18 protein-coding genes and 2 tRNA genes are annotated in these 13659 nt (G+C 72.0%); 11 read left to right on the plus strand and 9 right to left on the minus strand.

Going from position 1 to position 13659, the window contains the following annotated elements:
• Nucleotides 1-54: 54 nt before the first annotated feature.
• Nucleotides 55-130, plus strand: a tRNA-His gene (locus tag C1I92_RS27840).
• Between the two features lie 49 nt (nt 131-179).
• Here the strand turns inward: C1I92_RS27840 and C1I92_RS27845 are convergent.
• The gene (locus C1I92_RS27845) at nt 180-737 is read right to left on the minus strand and encodes a YceI family protein (protein ID WP_111257893.1); all 558 of its coding nucleotides are present in this window, start codon (nt 735-737) and stop codon (nt 180-182) included.
• Between the two features lie 102 nt (nt 738-839).
• Between C1I92_RS27845 and C1I92_RS27850 the strand changes: the two genes are divergently transcribed.
• Entirely contained in the window at nt 840-1316 is a 477-nt protein-coding gene (locus C1I92_RS27850) for a MarR family winged helix-turn-helix transcriptional regulator (RefSeq protein ID WP_111257894.1), read from the plus strand.
• Nucleotides 1317-1368: 52 nt separating this feature from the next.
• A complete protein-coding gene (locus tag C1I92_RS27855) occupies nt 1369-1542 on the plus strand; it encodes a CsbD family protein (protein WP_111257895.1) in 174 nt (57 codons plus the stop codon).
• A gap of 57 nt (nt 1543-1599) precedes the next feature.
• Here C1I92_RS27855 and C1I92_RS27860 read toward each other — a convergent pair whose 3' ends face one another.
• Nucleotides 1600-1977, minus strand: a complete 378-nt coding sequence (locus C1I92_RS27860; RefSeq protein WP_111257896.1) for a DUF3592 domain-containing protein — start codon at nt 1975-1977, stop codon at nt 1600-1602.
• Between the two features lie 3 nt (nt 1978-1980).
• On the minus strand, nt 1981-2295 hold the full coding sequence (locus C1I92_RS27865; protein WP_111257897.1) for a DUF3467 domain-containing protein: 315 nt from the start codon (nt 2293-2295) through the stop codon (nt 1981-1983).
• A 99-nt stretch (nt 2296-2394) separates the two neighbouring features.
• Here C1I92_RS27865 and C1I92_RS27870 point away from each other — a divergent pair.
• Both C1I92_RS27870 and C1I92_RS27875 read left to right on the plus strand, forming a co-directional pair.
• A tRNA-Lys gene (locus C1I92_RS27870) sits at nt 2395-2467 on the plus strand.
• Between the two features lie 251 nt (nt 2468-2718).
• Complete coding sequence (locus tag C1I92_RS27875) at nt 2719-4830, plus strand: MMPL family transporter (protein WP_111257898.1); 2112 nt, start codon at nt 2719-2721, stop codon at nt 4828-4830.
• Nucleotides 4831-4897: 67 nt separating this feature from the next.
• Here C1I92_RS27875 and C1I92_RS27880 read toward each other — a convergent pair whose 3' ends face one another.
• Nucleotides 4898-5650, minus strand: a complete 753-nt coding sequence (locus C1I92_RS27880; protein ID WP_199521662.1) for an SDR family oxidoreductase — start codon at nt 5648-5650, stop codon at nt 4898-4900.
• 59 nt (nt 5651-5709) lie between these two features.
• Here C1I92_RS27880 and sigJ point away from each other — a divergent pair, with 59 nt between their 5' ends.
• Nucleotides 5710-6582, plus strand: coding sequence for an RNA polymerase sigma factor SigJ (gene sigJ, locus C1I92_RS27885; protein WP_111257900.1), 873 nt, complete (start codon nt 5710-5712; stop codon nt 6580-6582).
• 5 nt (nt 6583-6587) lie between these two features.
• Here sigJ and C1I92_RS27890 read toward each other — a convergent pair whose 3' ends face one another.
• Nucleotides 6588-6800, minus strand: a complete 213-nt coding sequence (locus C1I92_RS27890) for a helix-hairpin-helix domain-containing protein (RefSeq protein WP_111257901.1) — start codon at nt 6798-6800, stop codon at nt 6588-6590.
• 68 nt (nt 6801-6868) lie between these two features.
• Here C1I92_RS27890 and C1I92_RS27895 point away from each other — a divergent pair, with 68 nt between their 5' ends.
• Nucleotides 6869-7393, plus strand: coding sequence for a P-loop nucleotide/nucleoside kinase family protein (locus tag C1I92_RS27895; RefSeq protein ID WP_158564302.1), 525 nt, complete (start codon nt 6869-6871; stop codon nt 7391-7393).
• A 2-nt stretch (nt 7394-7395) separates the two neighbouring features.
• Here C1I92_RS27895 and C1I92_RS27900 read toward each other — a convergent pair whose 3' ends face one another.
• The gene (locus C1I92_RS27900; RefSeq protein ID WP_111257903.1) at nt 7396-8235 is read right to left on the minus strand and encodes an alpha/beta fold hydrolase; all 840 of its coding nucleotides are present in this window, start codon (nt 8233-8235) and stop codon (nt 7396-7398) included.
• Between the two features lie 94 nt (nt 8236-8329).
• On the opposite strand from C1I92_RS27900, the gene C1I92_RS27905 reads away from it, so the two are divergent.
• A complete protein-coding gene (locus C1I92_RS27905) occupies nt 8330-8704 on the plus strand; it encodes a DUF2255 family protein (protein WP_158564303.1) in 375 nt (124 codons plus the stop codon).
• Here the strand turns inward: C1I92_RS27905 and C1I92_RS27910 are convergent.
• Entirely contained in the window at nt 8701-9147 is a 447-nt protein-coding gene (locus C1I92_RS27910) for a winged helix-turn-helix transcriptional regulator (protein WP_111257905.1), read from the minus strand. The genes C1I92_RS27905 and C1I92_RS27910 overlap by 4 nt on opposite strands.
• On the minus strand, nt 9144-10325 hold the full coding sequence (locus tag C1I92_RS27915) for a thiolase family protein (RefSeq protein WP_111257911.1): 1182 nt from the start codon (nt 10323-10325) through the stop codon (nt 9144-9146). Before C1I92_RS27915 ends, C1I92_RS27910 begins: the two co-directional genes overlap by 4 nt.
• A gap of 73 nt (nt 10326-10398) precedes the next feature.
• Between C1I92_RS27915 and C1I92_RS27920 the strand changes: the two genes are divergently transcribed.
• Entirely contained in the window at nt 10399-10764 is a 366-nt protein-coding gene (locus tag C1I92_RS27920) for a metallopeptidase family protein (protein ID WP_111257906.1), read from the plus strand.
• A 329-nt stretch (nt 10765-11093) separates the two neighbouring features.
• A complete protein-coding gene (locus tag C1I92_RS27925; RefSeq protein ID WP_111257907.1) occupies nt 11094-11867 on the plus strand; it encodes a hypothetical protein in 774 nt (257 codons plus the stop codon).
• A 4-nt stretch (nt 11868-11871) separates the two neighbouring features.
• Here C1I92_RS27925 and C1I92_RS27930 read toward each other — a convergent pair whose 3' ends face one another.
• Entirely contained in the window at nt 11872-12702 is an 831-nt protein-coding gene (locus C1I92_RS27930; protein WP_111257908.1) for a phosphotransferase, read from the minus strand.
• Nucleotides 12703-12740: 38 nt separating this feature from the next.
• Between C1I92_RS27930 and ligD the strand changes: the two genes are divergently transcribed.
• Nucleotides 12741-13659 (plus strand): non-homologous end-joining DNA ligase (gene ligD / locus C1I92_RS27935; RefSeq protein WP_111257909.1); only part of this gene is annotated, 919 nt, incomplete at its 3' end.

Here is a 13659-nt window from a genome sequence, read left to right on the forward strand (position 1 = left end):
CACTGCGCCCGGCACCGTATACTTGTTCAGCCGCGCCCCGCAGGGGGCCGCATGGTGGGTGTAGCTCAGCTGGTAGAGCACCTGGTTGTGGTCCAGGAAGTCGCGGGTTCAAGTCCCGTCACTCACCCCATACAGAACGGCCCCGTCGGATTCCGACGGGGCCGTTTTCTGCGCGGGGATCAGGCCTGCTTGATGGCCGAGATCTCGAACTCCAGCGTGACCTTCTCGCTGACGAGGACGCCGCCGGCCTCGAGCGGGGCGTTCCACGTGACGTTCCAGTCCTTGCGGTTGATCTGCAGTGAGCCCTCGAAGCCGACGCGCTGGTTGCCGAACGGGTCGGTGGCCGCGCCGGTGAGCTCCAGCTCGAAGGTGACCGACTTGGTCACGTCCTTGATGGTGAGGTCGCCGGTGACCGCGAACGTCGTCTCGTCGCTCTGGCGGATCGCGGTCGAGGCGAACCGGATCTCCGGGTACGTCTCGATCTCGAAGAAGTCGTTGGTCCGCAGGTGGCCGTCGCGCTGCTCGTTGCGCGTGTCGACGCTGGCGGTCTTGATGACGATGGTCACCGACGAGTTGCTCGGGTCCTGGCCGTCGATGTGGGCCGTGCCCTCGAACTCGTTGAAGGCTCCGCGCACCTTCGTCACCATCGCGTGCCGGGCGACGAAACCGAGCCGGGTGTGCGCGCCATCCAGCACGTAGTCGCCGGTCAGCTGGGTCAGGTCGGTCGTCGTGGTCATGTTCTGCTCCTTGCCGAGGTTCGTGGTCGACGCGTTATCGTTGACGCGTCACAGATTATCGAACATGGATGACGTGTCAACTATTCCGGTAGACTTGGCCCCATGGCTGAGACACGGTGGCTGGACGACCACGAGCAGCACGCCTGGCGTGCGTATCTGCGGATGAACGCCGTCGTCGGCGCCGCGCTGGCCAAGCAGCTGCAGACCGAGTCGATGCTGTCGATGCAGGACTTCGAGGTCCTCGTCCACCTCACCGACGTCGACGACGCGCGGCTGCGGGTGTCCGAGCTGGCCAGGGCGATGCGCTGGGAGAAGAGCCGGCTGTCGCACCACCTCAGCCGGATGGAGAAGCGCGGCCTGATCGGACGTGAGGAGTGCGCCTCCGACGGCCGCGGAGCGTTCATCGTGCTGACGCCGCAGGGCCGGGCCGCCATCGAGGCCGCCGCACCGTCGCACGTCGACGCCGTCCGCCGCTTCTTCTTCGACGTGCTCACCGACGACGACGTCAAAGCGCTGGACTCGCTCGCCGGCCGAGTGATCGCCCGGGTCGAGGCCACCGACACCTGCCCTGCCGAATAGTCCCCGCGGTCCCGGGTACGGGCCGAGGAGACACTCGAGGGAGGGAACCACGATGGGTGCCGATGACAAGGTCAAGAACGCTGCCGAGAAGGCCAAGGGCGAGGCCAAGGAGGCGCTCGGCAAGCTCACCGACGACGAGCGCAAAGAGGCCGCGGGCAAGGCCGACCAGTCCAAGTCCGACGTCAAGCAGGCCGGCGAGAAGGTGAAGGACGCCTTCAAGCGCTGACCCGCCACGATCCCGTCCGCCCCCGCCTGACACACGCCCGGCGGGGGCGGGCGCGCGTCAGAGCAGCAGTGTGAGCGCGATGCCGGCCGCCGTCGCGCCGAGGATCGCGAACGTCTCCTGGAACGAGGCCTTGCCGGCCCGCACGACCCGCTCGGAGCCGTCCGGCAGGTACAGGATCGGGACGGTTTCGCCGGCGGTGAGCCGCCCGGGCAGGATCGCCGTCCGCTCTTCTCCGTCGTCGTCCCGGAACACGACCGTCGACACCCAGCGGCTGCTCCGCTCCCCTTGCCCGCCCGTGCGATGGTGCAGCGTCGACTCCCTGATCACGGCGTCGGCCGGCCGCCCGTCACGGCGCATCCGCAGCACGCGCAGCGCCGACCAGCCCGCCCCGAACAGCCCGGCCAGCCCGATGACGATGCGCAGCACGTTGTCCATGCGCTACGTGTCTTCCGGCGACCGGCGCTTCACGCCGTGGCTGCGCTCCCACATCGACAGCTGCTTCTCCAGGCCCTTCATGATCTCGAAGACCTGGCTCGGTGGCACCCGCACGCGCGTCACGACGCGGGTCGGCACCTTCAGCACCCGGCTCCCGTCCTCGGCGACCGACGGTTTCGGCGGGCGCTTCAGCACGGCGAAGTCGAGGACGAAGGAGTCCGCGGTGTGCCAGATGGAGGCGAAGTCGGCGTACGTGCCGGGCTCCACCTCGGCCGGGATGTCGATGTCGTACTCACGGCGTTCGGGCGGGTTGGCCATGCGTTCTACCCTGCCACAGCGGGGTCGCCCGGCCGGCCGTCCCGGCGGCGGTTCACGATTTCAGCTTCGCCGCGCGGGATGGTAATCTTCACCGTCGTTGCGCCATTAGCTCAATTGGCAGAGCAGCTGACTCTTAATCAGCGGGTTCGGGGTTCGAGTCCCTGATGGCGCACTCCCCAGCAGGTCAAGAACGTGGCCGAGCTGGACCCACCTCAGAGGCCATAATCCCCCGCCTCGCTCCCCCACGCGCGACGTGGGTCGCGCCCATGCACCCCCCGGCGGAGGACCCTGAGGCCGCTGTCGGTGAAAAACCCTGAGGACACTGTCGGTCCGACGCGGTACCGTCCTGGCGGTCACGATGAGTTTTGGCACCGTCGCCGGTCTGACTCCATCGACCGACACTCGAACCTCTGGGGGAAGATCATGACACGCTCGCTCACCGGACGCTTGACCGGGCGCTTCGGCAAATGGGTCGTGCTCGCCGTCTGGCTGGTGCTCGCCGCCGTCGGTGGAAGCCTGGCCGGCCAACTGACCGACGTCGAGGAGAACGACACCGTCGAGTGGCTGCCGGGCAGCGCCGAGTCGACCGCCGCGTTCAAGGAGCAGGCCGACTTCGCCTCCACCGATGCCGTGCCCGCGGTCGTCGTCTACGTCCGTGACGGCGGCGTCACCGAGGCCGACATGGCCAAGGCGGAAGCCGACGCCGAAGAGTTCCAGAACTTCGAGGCCCTCGACGGTGAGGTCCAGGGCCCCATTCCGTCCGAGGACGGAGAGGCGCTGCAACTGATCGTCCCCCTCAACATGGGCGATGACTGGGAGGCGGCGCCCGATCTGCTGGACCAAGTGCGCGGTCAGGCCACGGACGGAGCGGGTGACCTGCAGGTGGAGGTCGCCGGGCCGCTCGCGATGGTGGCCGACCAGGCCGAGTCCTTCAGCGACCTGGACGGCAATCTGCTGATCGCCGCGGTCGCCGTCGTGATCGTGATCCTGCTGCTGACCTACCGCAGTCCGATCCTGTGGCTGCTGCCGTTGCTCTGTGCCGGAGTCGCGGTGACGTGCGCGCAGGGCGTGGTCTATCTGCTGGCGAGGTACGCGGATCTGACCGTCAACGCGCAGAGCGCGAGCATCCTCGCGATCCTCGTCCTCGCGGCCAGCATCGACTACGCGCTGCTGCTCGTCGCCCGCTACCGCGAGGAGCTGCGCCGGCACGAGGACCGGCACGAGGCGATGGCCTTCGCCCTGCACCGGGCCGGCCCGGCCGTGATGGCCAGCGCCGGCACGGTCGTGCTCGGCATGCTGTGCCTGGTGGTCGCCGAGATGAACTCGACGGCCGGCATGGGCCCCGTCCTCGCCGTCGGGGTCGCGGTGGGCATGGCGGCGATGCTGACGCTGTTCCCGGCGGTCCTGGTGATCTTCGGGCGCTGGATCTTCTGGCCCAGGCGGCCGCACTTCGGCAGCGACGAACCCACCACCCGCGGCTTCTGGGCCAAGGTGGGCAACTCGATCCGCCCCCGGCCCCGGCTGGTCTGGGTGACCACCAGCGTGATCCTCGGGGCGCTGGCGCTGGGCATCACCCAGCTCAACGCCAACGGCCTCAGCCTGGAGGAGGGCTTCACCAGCGAGCCCGACTTCGCGGCGGCAGAGCAGGTGCTCGGTGAGCACTTCGCCGTCGGCGCCGGCGATCCGGTCACCGTGATCGCGAACGCCGACCAGATCGATGCCGTGTCATCGGCGCTGGAGGACAATCCGGCCATCGGTTCCGTGAGCGAACCGGTCGTCGTCGGTGACCGGGCCTACGTCGAGGGCACCCTCACGCTCCAGCCCTACAGCGACGAGGCGGGCGACGCTATCGACGAGATCCGTTCCGCGGTGCATGGCGTCGAGGACGGCGACGCGATCGTCGGCGGCTCGGCCGCCATCAACGTCGACCTGCAGGAAGCGTCGGCACGCGACAACGTCGTCGTCATCCCGCTGGTGCTCGCGGTGGTGCTGCTGATCCTGGTCCTCCTGCTCCGCTCGCTGACCGCGCCACTGGTGCTGATCGGCACGGTGATCCTGTCGTTCGCCGCAGCGCTCGGGGTCAGCGGGTTCGTGTTCGAGAACGTGTTCGGCTTCGCGGGCACGGACTCGTCGTTCCCGCTGTTCGCGTTCGTGTTCCTCGTCGCCCTGGGCATCGACTACAACATCTTCCTGATGACCCGGGTTCGGGAGGAGTCCGTCAAGGTCGGCACCCGGCGTGGTGCTCTGATCGGCCTGGCCGCGACCGGCGGCGTCATCACCTCGGCCGGAGCCGTGCTGGCCGGGACGTTCGCGGTGTTCCTGGCGATGCCGCTGGTGTTCCTGGCCGAGATCGGGTTCGTGGTGGCCTTCGGCGTCCTGCTCGACACGCTCATCGTGCGGGCGGTGCTGGTCACCGCGCTCAACCTCGACATCGGCCGGCACATGTGGTGGCCCAGCAAGCTCGCGAAGGTGGAGGATGTCGACGAGACAGCGCCACCCTCGGACGAGCGCACCCTCACCGAGGCGCGTCCGTAGGACCAGGCGAGCTCCCGCTTCCCCACGCGGGCCTGCGTGGGGAAGCGGGAGCGGCGGGTTCACGCGTTCATCGCCCGGCCTCCGACGAGAGCCAGTCGGCGAAGGACGGGCCGGCGATGACGGCGTCCGGGCCGGGCAGGATCTCGCCCTTCTCGTACAGCACGGCGTCCGGGTCGCCGGGGTCGCTGACCCCCTCGACCCGGGCGGGGTCGCCGCGGTGGGCGAGAACGAGGGCGGCCAGGTCGACGACGTCCTCCACGCGCGGGCCGGCGACCTCCAGCAGCGACGGGGCGTCAGCGGCGAGCGCGAACTCGGCGGCGGTCTCGGCCGCGGCCCGCGCGGCGACCGGCTGCCGGACCGACCGTGCCAGGTGGACGACGTCGCCCTGGCGGCCCCAGCCCATCATCGGCTCGACGAACTCGTGGAACAGGTCCGAGCGCAGGATCCGCACCGGGACCGGCCCGTCCAGCCAGGCCCGCTCCTGCTCCAGCTTGGCCGCGCCGTACCCGGTCGTGAGCCGGTCCACCCCGATGATCGACACCACCACGACGCGCCGCACGCCCGCCTCCACCGCGGCCTGTCGCAGGTTCGCCACGGCGGCCCGGAAGAACGCGGCCGCCTCCTCCTTGACCGGCGACGGCCCGGTGGCGGCGTCGATCAGGACGTCCGCGCCCGACACCCCCGCCGCGACGCCCTCACCGGTGACGACGTCCACTCCGGTGGCGCGCGAGAGCGGCACCGCGTCGTGTCCGGACGCCGTCAGCACGTCGACGATGTGCTGCCCGAGGCGGCCCGTGCCGCCGGCAACTGCGATCCTCATGTCCATCTCCTTCGCTTCGGATACACCACCTCGACGGAGCTGGACGGCGAAAGGTAACGATGGACGGACGGGACGATCTGACCGCGCGGTTCGAGGCGCACCGCGGGCAGGTGCGCGCGGTCGCCTACCGGATGCTGGGCTCGCTGAGCGAGGCCGACGACGCGGTGCAGGAGGCGTGGCTGCGGCTCAGCCGCGCCGACACCACCGACGTGCGCAATCTCGGCGCGTGGCTGACGACGGTCGTCGGGCGGATCTGCCTGGACCTGTTGCGCTCGCGCACCGCGCGGCGGGAGGAACCCCTGGACCTGCGGCTCCCGGACCCGGTCATCAGCCCGGCCGCCGGCGTCGACCCGGAGCAGGAGGCACTGCTCGCCGACTCCGTCGGGCTGGCGATGCTGGTAGTGCTTGACACGCTGCAGCCCGCCGAACGGCTCGCGTTCGTCCTGCACGACACGTTCGCAGTGCCGTTCGACGACATCGCCCCGATCGTGGGGCGGTCGGCGGACGCGACGAAGATGCTGGCCAGCCGGGCCCGGCGGCGGGTCCAGGCCGCCACGACGGCGCCCGACGCCGACCTGCCACGCCAGCGCGAGGTCGCCGACGCCTTCCTCGCGGCGGCCCGCGCGGGCGACTTCGACGCGCTCGTCGCGGTGCTCGACCCGGACGTGCTGCTGCGCGGCGACCACGGCACGCAGCGCGCGTTCGAGCTGATCCGCGGCGCCCGGCGGGTGGCCGAGAACGCGGTCCGCTTCGCCGAGGCCGCCCGGCACGCACGTCCGGTGCTGGTCAACGGCGTGCCGGGCCTGGTGACGGCGCCGGACGGCCGGCCGCTGTCGGTGATGGCGTTCACCATCCGCGGCGGCCGGATCGCCGAGATCGACGTCCTGGTCGACCCCGACCGGCTGGCCCGGCTCGACCTGGCGGCGGGCTGATCTCGTCAGCCGGCGAAGGACAGGCCGCGGGCGGCCAGCTCCTCGGTGAGCATGCGGATCGCCTTCGGCCCCACGCCGTGGATCGCGAGCAGCTCCTTCGGCGTGACCGACGTGAGCTGGTCGTAGCGGGTGTAGCCGTTCAGAGCCAGCTCCCGGCGGGCGGTGCGGCCGATGGCCTGCGGATACTCCGTCGGGACGGGCGAGTCCTCCGGTGGCATGGGCGCTCCCTTCGTCGTACGTCAGCGATCGTAGGGGCCGGCTCCGGCAGGCCCGGCAGAATGGGCCGGTGTCCACGGTCCTCGTTCTCACCGGTCTGCCCGGTACCGGCAAGTCGACGCTGGCCGACCGCGCCGCCATGGCGCTCGGCGCGCCGTCCTTCGCCGGCGACTGGTTGCTGGGCGCGCTCGCGCCGCACGGCGTGCTGCGCGGCCTGGACCGGCCGGCGTACCTGCGGATGTATCACGACCTGCTCGGCACCTTGATCACCCGGCAGCTCATGCTCGGCCAGTCCGCCGTCGTCGACTGCCTGGTGGACGACGCGGTGCTGACGCGGTGGCGGGCGTTGACGGACGAGCATGGTGCACGGCTCGCCGTCGTCGAGTGCCGGTGCGCCGACGTCGAGGTGCATCGGCGGCGCGTCGAGGAGAGGGTCCGCGACATCCCCGGCTGGCACGAGGTCGACTGGGCACACGTCGAACGGATGCGCGCCGAGTTCCCGCCGCTCACCGTCGAACACCTGACGCTCGACACCGCCACCACCGACGTCGAGGCGGCACTCGACCGCGTCCTCGCCTACGCGGGCGCCGCGTAGGGTCAGTCCCGCTCGAGCAGCCAGCGCAGCACGGCCGGCGTGGCGTCGAAGTGACCCGCGTGGGCGGCGCCGGGGGCGCGGGTGAGCACCGCGCCGGGGATGCGCCCGGCCAGCCAGACGGAGTGCGCGACCGGCACGACGGTGTCCAGCTCGCCGTGCCACAGCGAGACCGGGACGGAGATCGTCGCCGGGTCGAAGCCCCACGGCAGCCCGTACAGGGCGAGCTCGTCGTCCACCCAACCGTCGAGGCCGGGACGCAGCGCCTCGGCGTAGGCGGCCGAGAGCATGCGCTGCACGTCGGGGCGGGCGAGCACCTCCTGCTCGGCCGCCGGCAGCAGCTCGCGCAGGTCGGCGGACTCGGTCGAGGCCAGATGCGCCGCCAGCGCCGCCCGACCGCGCAGGGCCGCGGCGGCGCTGCGCCGGTTGTCCTCCATCATGCCGGCCGTCCAGTCCAGCCCGGGCGCGTCGCACGGTGCGGTGCTGGCCAGCGTCGCGACCCGGGTGACGCGGCCGGGGTGGACGGCGGCGAAGGCCAGCGCGTGCGGCCCGCCGCCGGAGACGCCGAAGACGGGGAAGCGGCCGAGGCCGAGGTGGTCGGCGATGGTGGCGATGTCGTCGGCGACGTCGACGACGCGGCGGCCGGGACGCGGGGTGGACTCGCCGAAGCCGGGCCGGTCGAACGTGATCAGACGGATCCCGAGGCCGGTGAACAACGCGTCGTCGGGATGGCGCGCCAGCCTGCTCATCGGCGTGCCGTGCGCGTAGACGACCGGCACGCCGCCGGGCTCGCCCCACTCCTCGACGGCCAGCACCCGGCCGTCCGCCGTTTCGATCGATCGCATGACACGGCACGCTAGCGCCGCCACGACAGCGGGCCGGCCGAACTTAGCCGAGAGCAGAGGGCATAGTCGCGGCCCGAGGCTGGTTGGTCATCACATGACCGACAGCAACGCCGTGATCGACTACCTCGACCGCACCGGCACCGTCCGCCTGGCCACGCAGACGCAGGACGGACGCGAGATCGTCACCCCGATCTGGGCCGTCGTCGTGGACGGGAAGGCGTACATCCGCAACGGCTACGGCGACTCGTCCAAGTGGTACGCGCGCATCCGGCGCACCGGCCGGGCCGCCTTCGTCGACCGCGGCGCCCGGTACGACGTCACCGCCGACCTGGCCGCGGACGAGCAGACGAATCTCGCGGTCGACGACGCGTACAGCAGCAAGTACGCCGGCTCCGGCTCGGCGCTGCGGATGATGATCACCGGCGACGTCCGGACGTCCACCCTCCGCGTCACGCCCGTCGAGAGCTAGTCCTGGTCGACGCCGCCGAGGCGGACCAGCCGGGACCGGCCGGCGCCGACCGGCGAGCCGCAGGCCGCGCAGACGGCGGCGACGTGCAGCTCGGCGCCGCACGAGTGCTCCCAGACCGTCGGCGGCGGGCCCTGCGTCACGTACCGGTCGCCCCACTCCATCAGCCCCAGCAGCACCGGCTGCAGCGCCTGGCCGGACTCGGTCGCGACGTACTCGTGCCGCCGCGGCTGCTCGGAGTACGGCCGCTTCTCCAGCACACCCGCGGCGACGAGCGTCCGCAGCCGGGCGGCCAGGATGTCGCGGCTGCCTCCGGTCGCGGCGGCGATCGCGTCGAAGCGGACGTTGCCCAGCAGCACCTCGCGCAGGATCAGCAGGCTCCACCGCTCCCCGACGACCGCCAGCGCGTTGGCGATCGAGCACTCCCGCGCCGACGAGCCCGTCACGAGGCGTCCAGCCGCTCGACGATGGTCGCGTTGGCCAGGCCACCGGCTTCGCACATCGTCTGCAGCCCGTACCGGCCGCCGGTCTGCTCGAGCACCGACAGCAGCGTCGTCAGCAGCCGGGCGCCGCTCGCGCCGAGCGGGTGCCCGATCGCGGTCGCGCCGCCGTTGACGTTGACCTTCGCGGGGTCCGCGCCCGTCTCGTCCAGCCAGGCCAGCACGACGCTGGCGAACGCCTCGTTCACCTCGAACGCGTCGATGTCGCCCAGCGTCAGCCCGGCGCGGCCGAGCACCTTCCGCGTCGCGGGGACGATGCCCAGCAGCATCAGCAGCGGGTCGTCGCCGACAACGGCGAACGAGTGCAGCCGGGCGCGCGGGCGCAGCCCCAGCCGGCGCGCGATCTCGCGCTCGACGATCAGCACGGCCGCCGCGCCGTCGTTCGTCGGCGACGAGTTGCCGGCGGTGACGTGCCAGCCGATCTCCGGGAACCGCCGCTCCCAGGCGTCGGCCCAGAACGCCGGCTTCAGCCCGGCCAGCACCTGCGCCGACGTGTCCGGCCGGACCGACTGGTCGATCGTCAGGTCCGCTCCGGGGACGGGCACCACCTCGGCGCCGAACCGGCCGTCGCGCCAGGCCGACGCCGCACGCTGGTGGCTGGCCAGGGCGAACTCGTCCAGCCGTTCACGCGGCAGGTCGTAGCGGGCCGCGATCAGCTCGGCGCTGATCCCCTGCGGCACCAGCCCGTCCGGATACCGCGCCGCGACACCGGCGCCGAGGAAGTCCTGCCCGGCGGTCTGCGAACCGATCGGCACCCGGCTCATCGACTCGACGCCGGAGGCGATCGCGATGTCGTAGGCGCCGCTGATGACGCCCTGCGCCGCGAAGTGGACGGCCTGCTGGCTGCTGCCGCACTGCCGGTCGACGGTGACGGCGGGCACCGACTCGGGGAAGCCCGCGGCCAGCGCCGCCCATCGCGCGGTGTTCATGCTCTGCTCGCCGATCTGCCCGACGGCGCCGCTGACGACGTCGTCGACGGCGGCCGGGTCGAGGCCGGTGCGCTCGACCAGAGCGCGCAGGACGGTGGCGTGCAGATCGACGGGATGGACGCCGGCCAGGGCGCCGCCCGGCTTGCCCTTCCCGAGCGGCGTGCGGACGGCGTCGACGATGACTGCTTCTCGCATGATCCCCACTCTAGCTGCTGAGTTGGATAATCCAACTCAGTGGCAGACTCACCGGAGGACATAGGCTGGCGACGTGGATGCCGACTCCGTCGACCTCGACCGGTTCGAGGACATGGTCATGCAGGCTCTCGAGGAACTGCCCGACTGGATCCAGGAGGCCGTCGCCGGCATCGCGATCATGGTCGACGACGAGCCGCCGCCGGACTGGCACGGCCGCGGCCTGCTGCTCGGCCAGTTCCACGGGGTGGCGCGGACACGAATCGGCAGCCGGGTGCCGGGCAGCCTGCCGGACCGGATCGAGCTGTACCGGATCCCGATCCTCAAGGTCAGTCGCACGACGGACGACGTCGCGGCCCGGGTCCGCAAGGTGCTCGGGCACGAGATCGGGCACGCGTTCGGCCTCGGCGAGGACCGACTGCGCGAGCTCGGCTGGTACTGACCGGTAGACTATGTTTGCCCAGGCCAGAGGCCCTTGCCGCAACTTCCGGACGCTGTCTACCGTCCGAACGGACCACCTTTGGGCACTGAACTGACGAAATCTGCCGAACCGCTGTTGCCGCCTCCACACGCCTGAGTAGGGTTACGCAACTGTGGGGGGCGATCTGTAGCGTCTTCGCGCGAACTTCGCCAGATCTCCCTCCGGACCAGAAGGGATCTCGGTCGATCAGCAGGGCTCGGCAAGAGAAGTCGACGGGACGCCGGCGTGGCCAGGGGGCCAGGTCCAGCGGTCCCCGCTTCGGCGCGTCCCGCCCCTCGCCGGCCGGCTGGGTGTTCGACAAGATCCGCCGCTACCCCGTGGTCATCGTCTGCGCGTTCGCGGCCACCATCGGCATCACGCTCGGCAACATGCTGGTGCCCAGCATCGACCAGGCGCTCGGCATCAGCCCGTTCCCGTCCGGAGACCCGGTCATCGCCTCGCCCGGCGACGAGCCGGACCGCCCTTCTGACAGCGCCGACCCAGGCGACACCCCCAGCGACGGCGGCGACTCCACCTCGCCCGATCCCGGCGACGAGGGCGGTGACGGCGGCAGCGGCGGGTCCGGCGGCGGGAGCTCCGGCGACGACGGCGACGGTGGCGACGACCCGTCCGATGAGCCCGGCACCGAGCCGGGCGGCGGCGACGGCAGCGGCAGCGGCGACGACACCGGCGACCCGTCCGAGCAGCCCGGCGACGACCCGTCGTCCGGCCAGCCGGGCGACGACGAGCCCGACGGCGGCTCGTCCGAGCAGCCCGGCGACGACTCCACCGAGGTGCCCGGCACCGACTTCCCCGGCTCCGGCGACCCGACGTCCGGCACGCCCGATGACGACGACCCGACGCCGACCGACAAGCCAACCGTCAGCAAGCCGACCGAGACGCCGGCCGACGAGGACGACGAGCCGGACGAGGACGAGGACGACGGCATCTGCCTCGAGATCGACCTCTCGCCGCTGGAGCTGGCGCTCTGCCTGCTCGCCGGCGGCCAGGCCAGCCCGGCGCCGGTGCCGTACCTGCCGACGCCGACGCCCACGCCGACCCCCGAGCCGACGCCGGCGCCGTAGCGGCTCAGCCGAACGTGTGGTCCAGGTGGGCCAGCGCCGCCCGCAGGTAGGTCGTCGCGCCGGTCGTGACACCGAACTCCAGGTCCTCCAGCAGCGCGCAGCGGGCGTAGAACGCGACCCGCTCCGGGTCGGCGGCGGCCGCGTCGCCGCCGTACCGCGCGGCGATCCGCTCGGCGACGTCCGGGCCGAGGTCGCGGTAGAGCCGGGCGAAGTCGACGGCCGGGTCGGCGATCGCCGCGTCGGTCCAGTCGATGACGCCGGTGATCGCGGCGCCGTCGACCAGCACATGCTCCGCGCCGAGGTCGGCATGGCAGAACGTCAGCCGTCGCGGCGGGCCGGGCGGCGGCGCGGCGAGGAACGCCTCGATCCGGCGCCGGTCCCCCGCCGGGACGGCCGCTGCCGCCGTCTCGTACGACGCCGCCGCGTCGGCCAGCCACTCCGCGCACGGCGTGTCGTCGACCTCGACCAGCGCGGACAGTGCGCTGCCGCCGTCATGCAGGCCGGTGAGGAACTCCGCGAGCGGTCCGGCGAGCGCGTCCGGCGCCGGGACCGGGTGGAACAGCAGCGGCGCGCCGGGCAGCCGCCGGTAGGCGAGGATCCCGGTCGCCTCGTCGACGAAGACCGGCTCCGGCACCGGGAGGCTGGACACCGCCGCGACCGCCGTCAGCAGCGCCGCCTCGCGCCGGGCCGACCCGTCGTCGGACCGGGATCGGCGCAACACCAGGTCGCCGGCGGCGAAGGCGACGTTGTCCAGGCCGGCGCCGAGTGGCGCCGGCTCCGCGCCGGCCAGGTCGGGTCGGTGGCGGCGCAGCGCCGCGCGCACGTCGTCCAGCATGCTGGCGAACGTACCCCGCGTCGGCAAGACTGCAAGGCATGCCGAGCAAGGTCACCGTCGACGTCGAGGGCCGCACCCTGGGGCTGAGCAACCTGGAGAAGGTGCTCTACCCGGAGACCGGGACGACCAAGGGCGAGATCATCCAGTACTACACGCACGTGGCGCCGGTGCTGCTGCCGCACCTGCGCGACCGGCCGGTCACCCGCAAGCGCTGGCCCAACGGCGTCGAGGAGGCGAGCTTCTTCGAGAAGAACGCGCCGCGCGGGACGCCGGACTGGGTCCGGACGGCCGAGCTGCCGACGCCGGGCTCGACGAAGGACCGCGAGACCGTCGACTTCATCATGGCCGACGACCTCCCGACGCTGGTCTGGCTGGCCAACCTCGCCGTGCTCGAGCTGCACGTCCCGCAGTGGACCGTCGATGCCTCCGGCGTCGGCACCAACCCCGACCGGCTCGTCGTCGACCTCGATCCCGGCGCGCCGGCCAACATCATCGAGTGCTGCCAGGTCGCGCTGCTGCTCGGCGAGCTGTTCGACGACGCCGGCCTGCCGTCATACGCGAAGACCAGCGGCTCCAAGGGCATGCAGATGTACGTCGGCCTCGACGGCTCGGCCACGGACGACGAGGTCAGCGGCTACGCGCGCGGGCTGGCGCAGCGGCTGGAGAAGGAGCACCCGAAGCTCGTCATCTCGCGGATGGAACGGGCCGCACGCGGCGGCAAGGTGTTCATCGACTGGTCTCAGAACAACGGCGCCAAGACCACCGTCGCGCCGTACTCCGTCCGCGCCCGGGCGCACCCGACCGTGTCGACGCCGGTCACCTGGGACGAGGTCGAGCAGGGCGCCCGCTCCAAGGCGACGAAGCGGCTGCCGCTCCAGTTCGACATCGACGACGCCCTCGCCCGCCTCGACGACGACGGCGACCTCCTCGAGCCCCTCTTCACCGACGCCCATCCCC

The organism is Jiangella anatolica, assembly GCF_003236295.1.
Classification (GTDB): domain Bacteria; phylum Actinomycetota; class Actinomycetes; order Jiangellales; family Jiangellaceae; genus Jiangella; species Jiangella anatolica.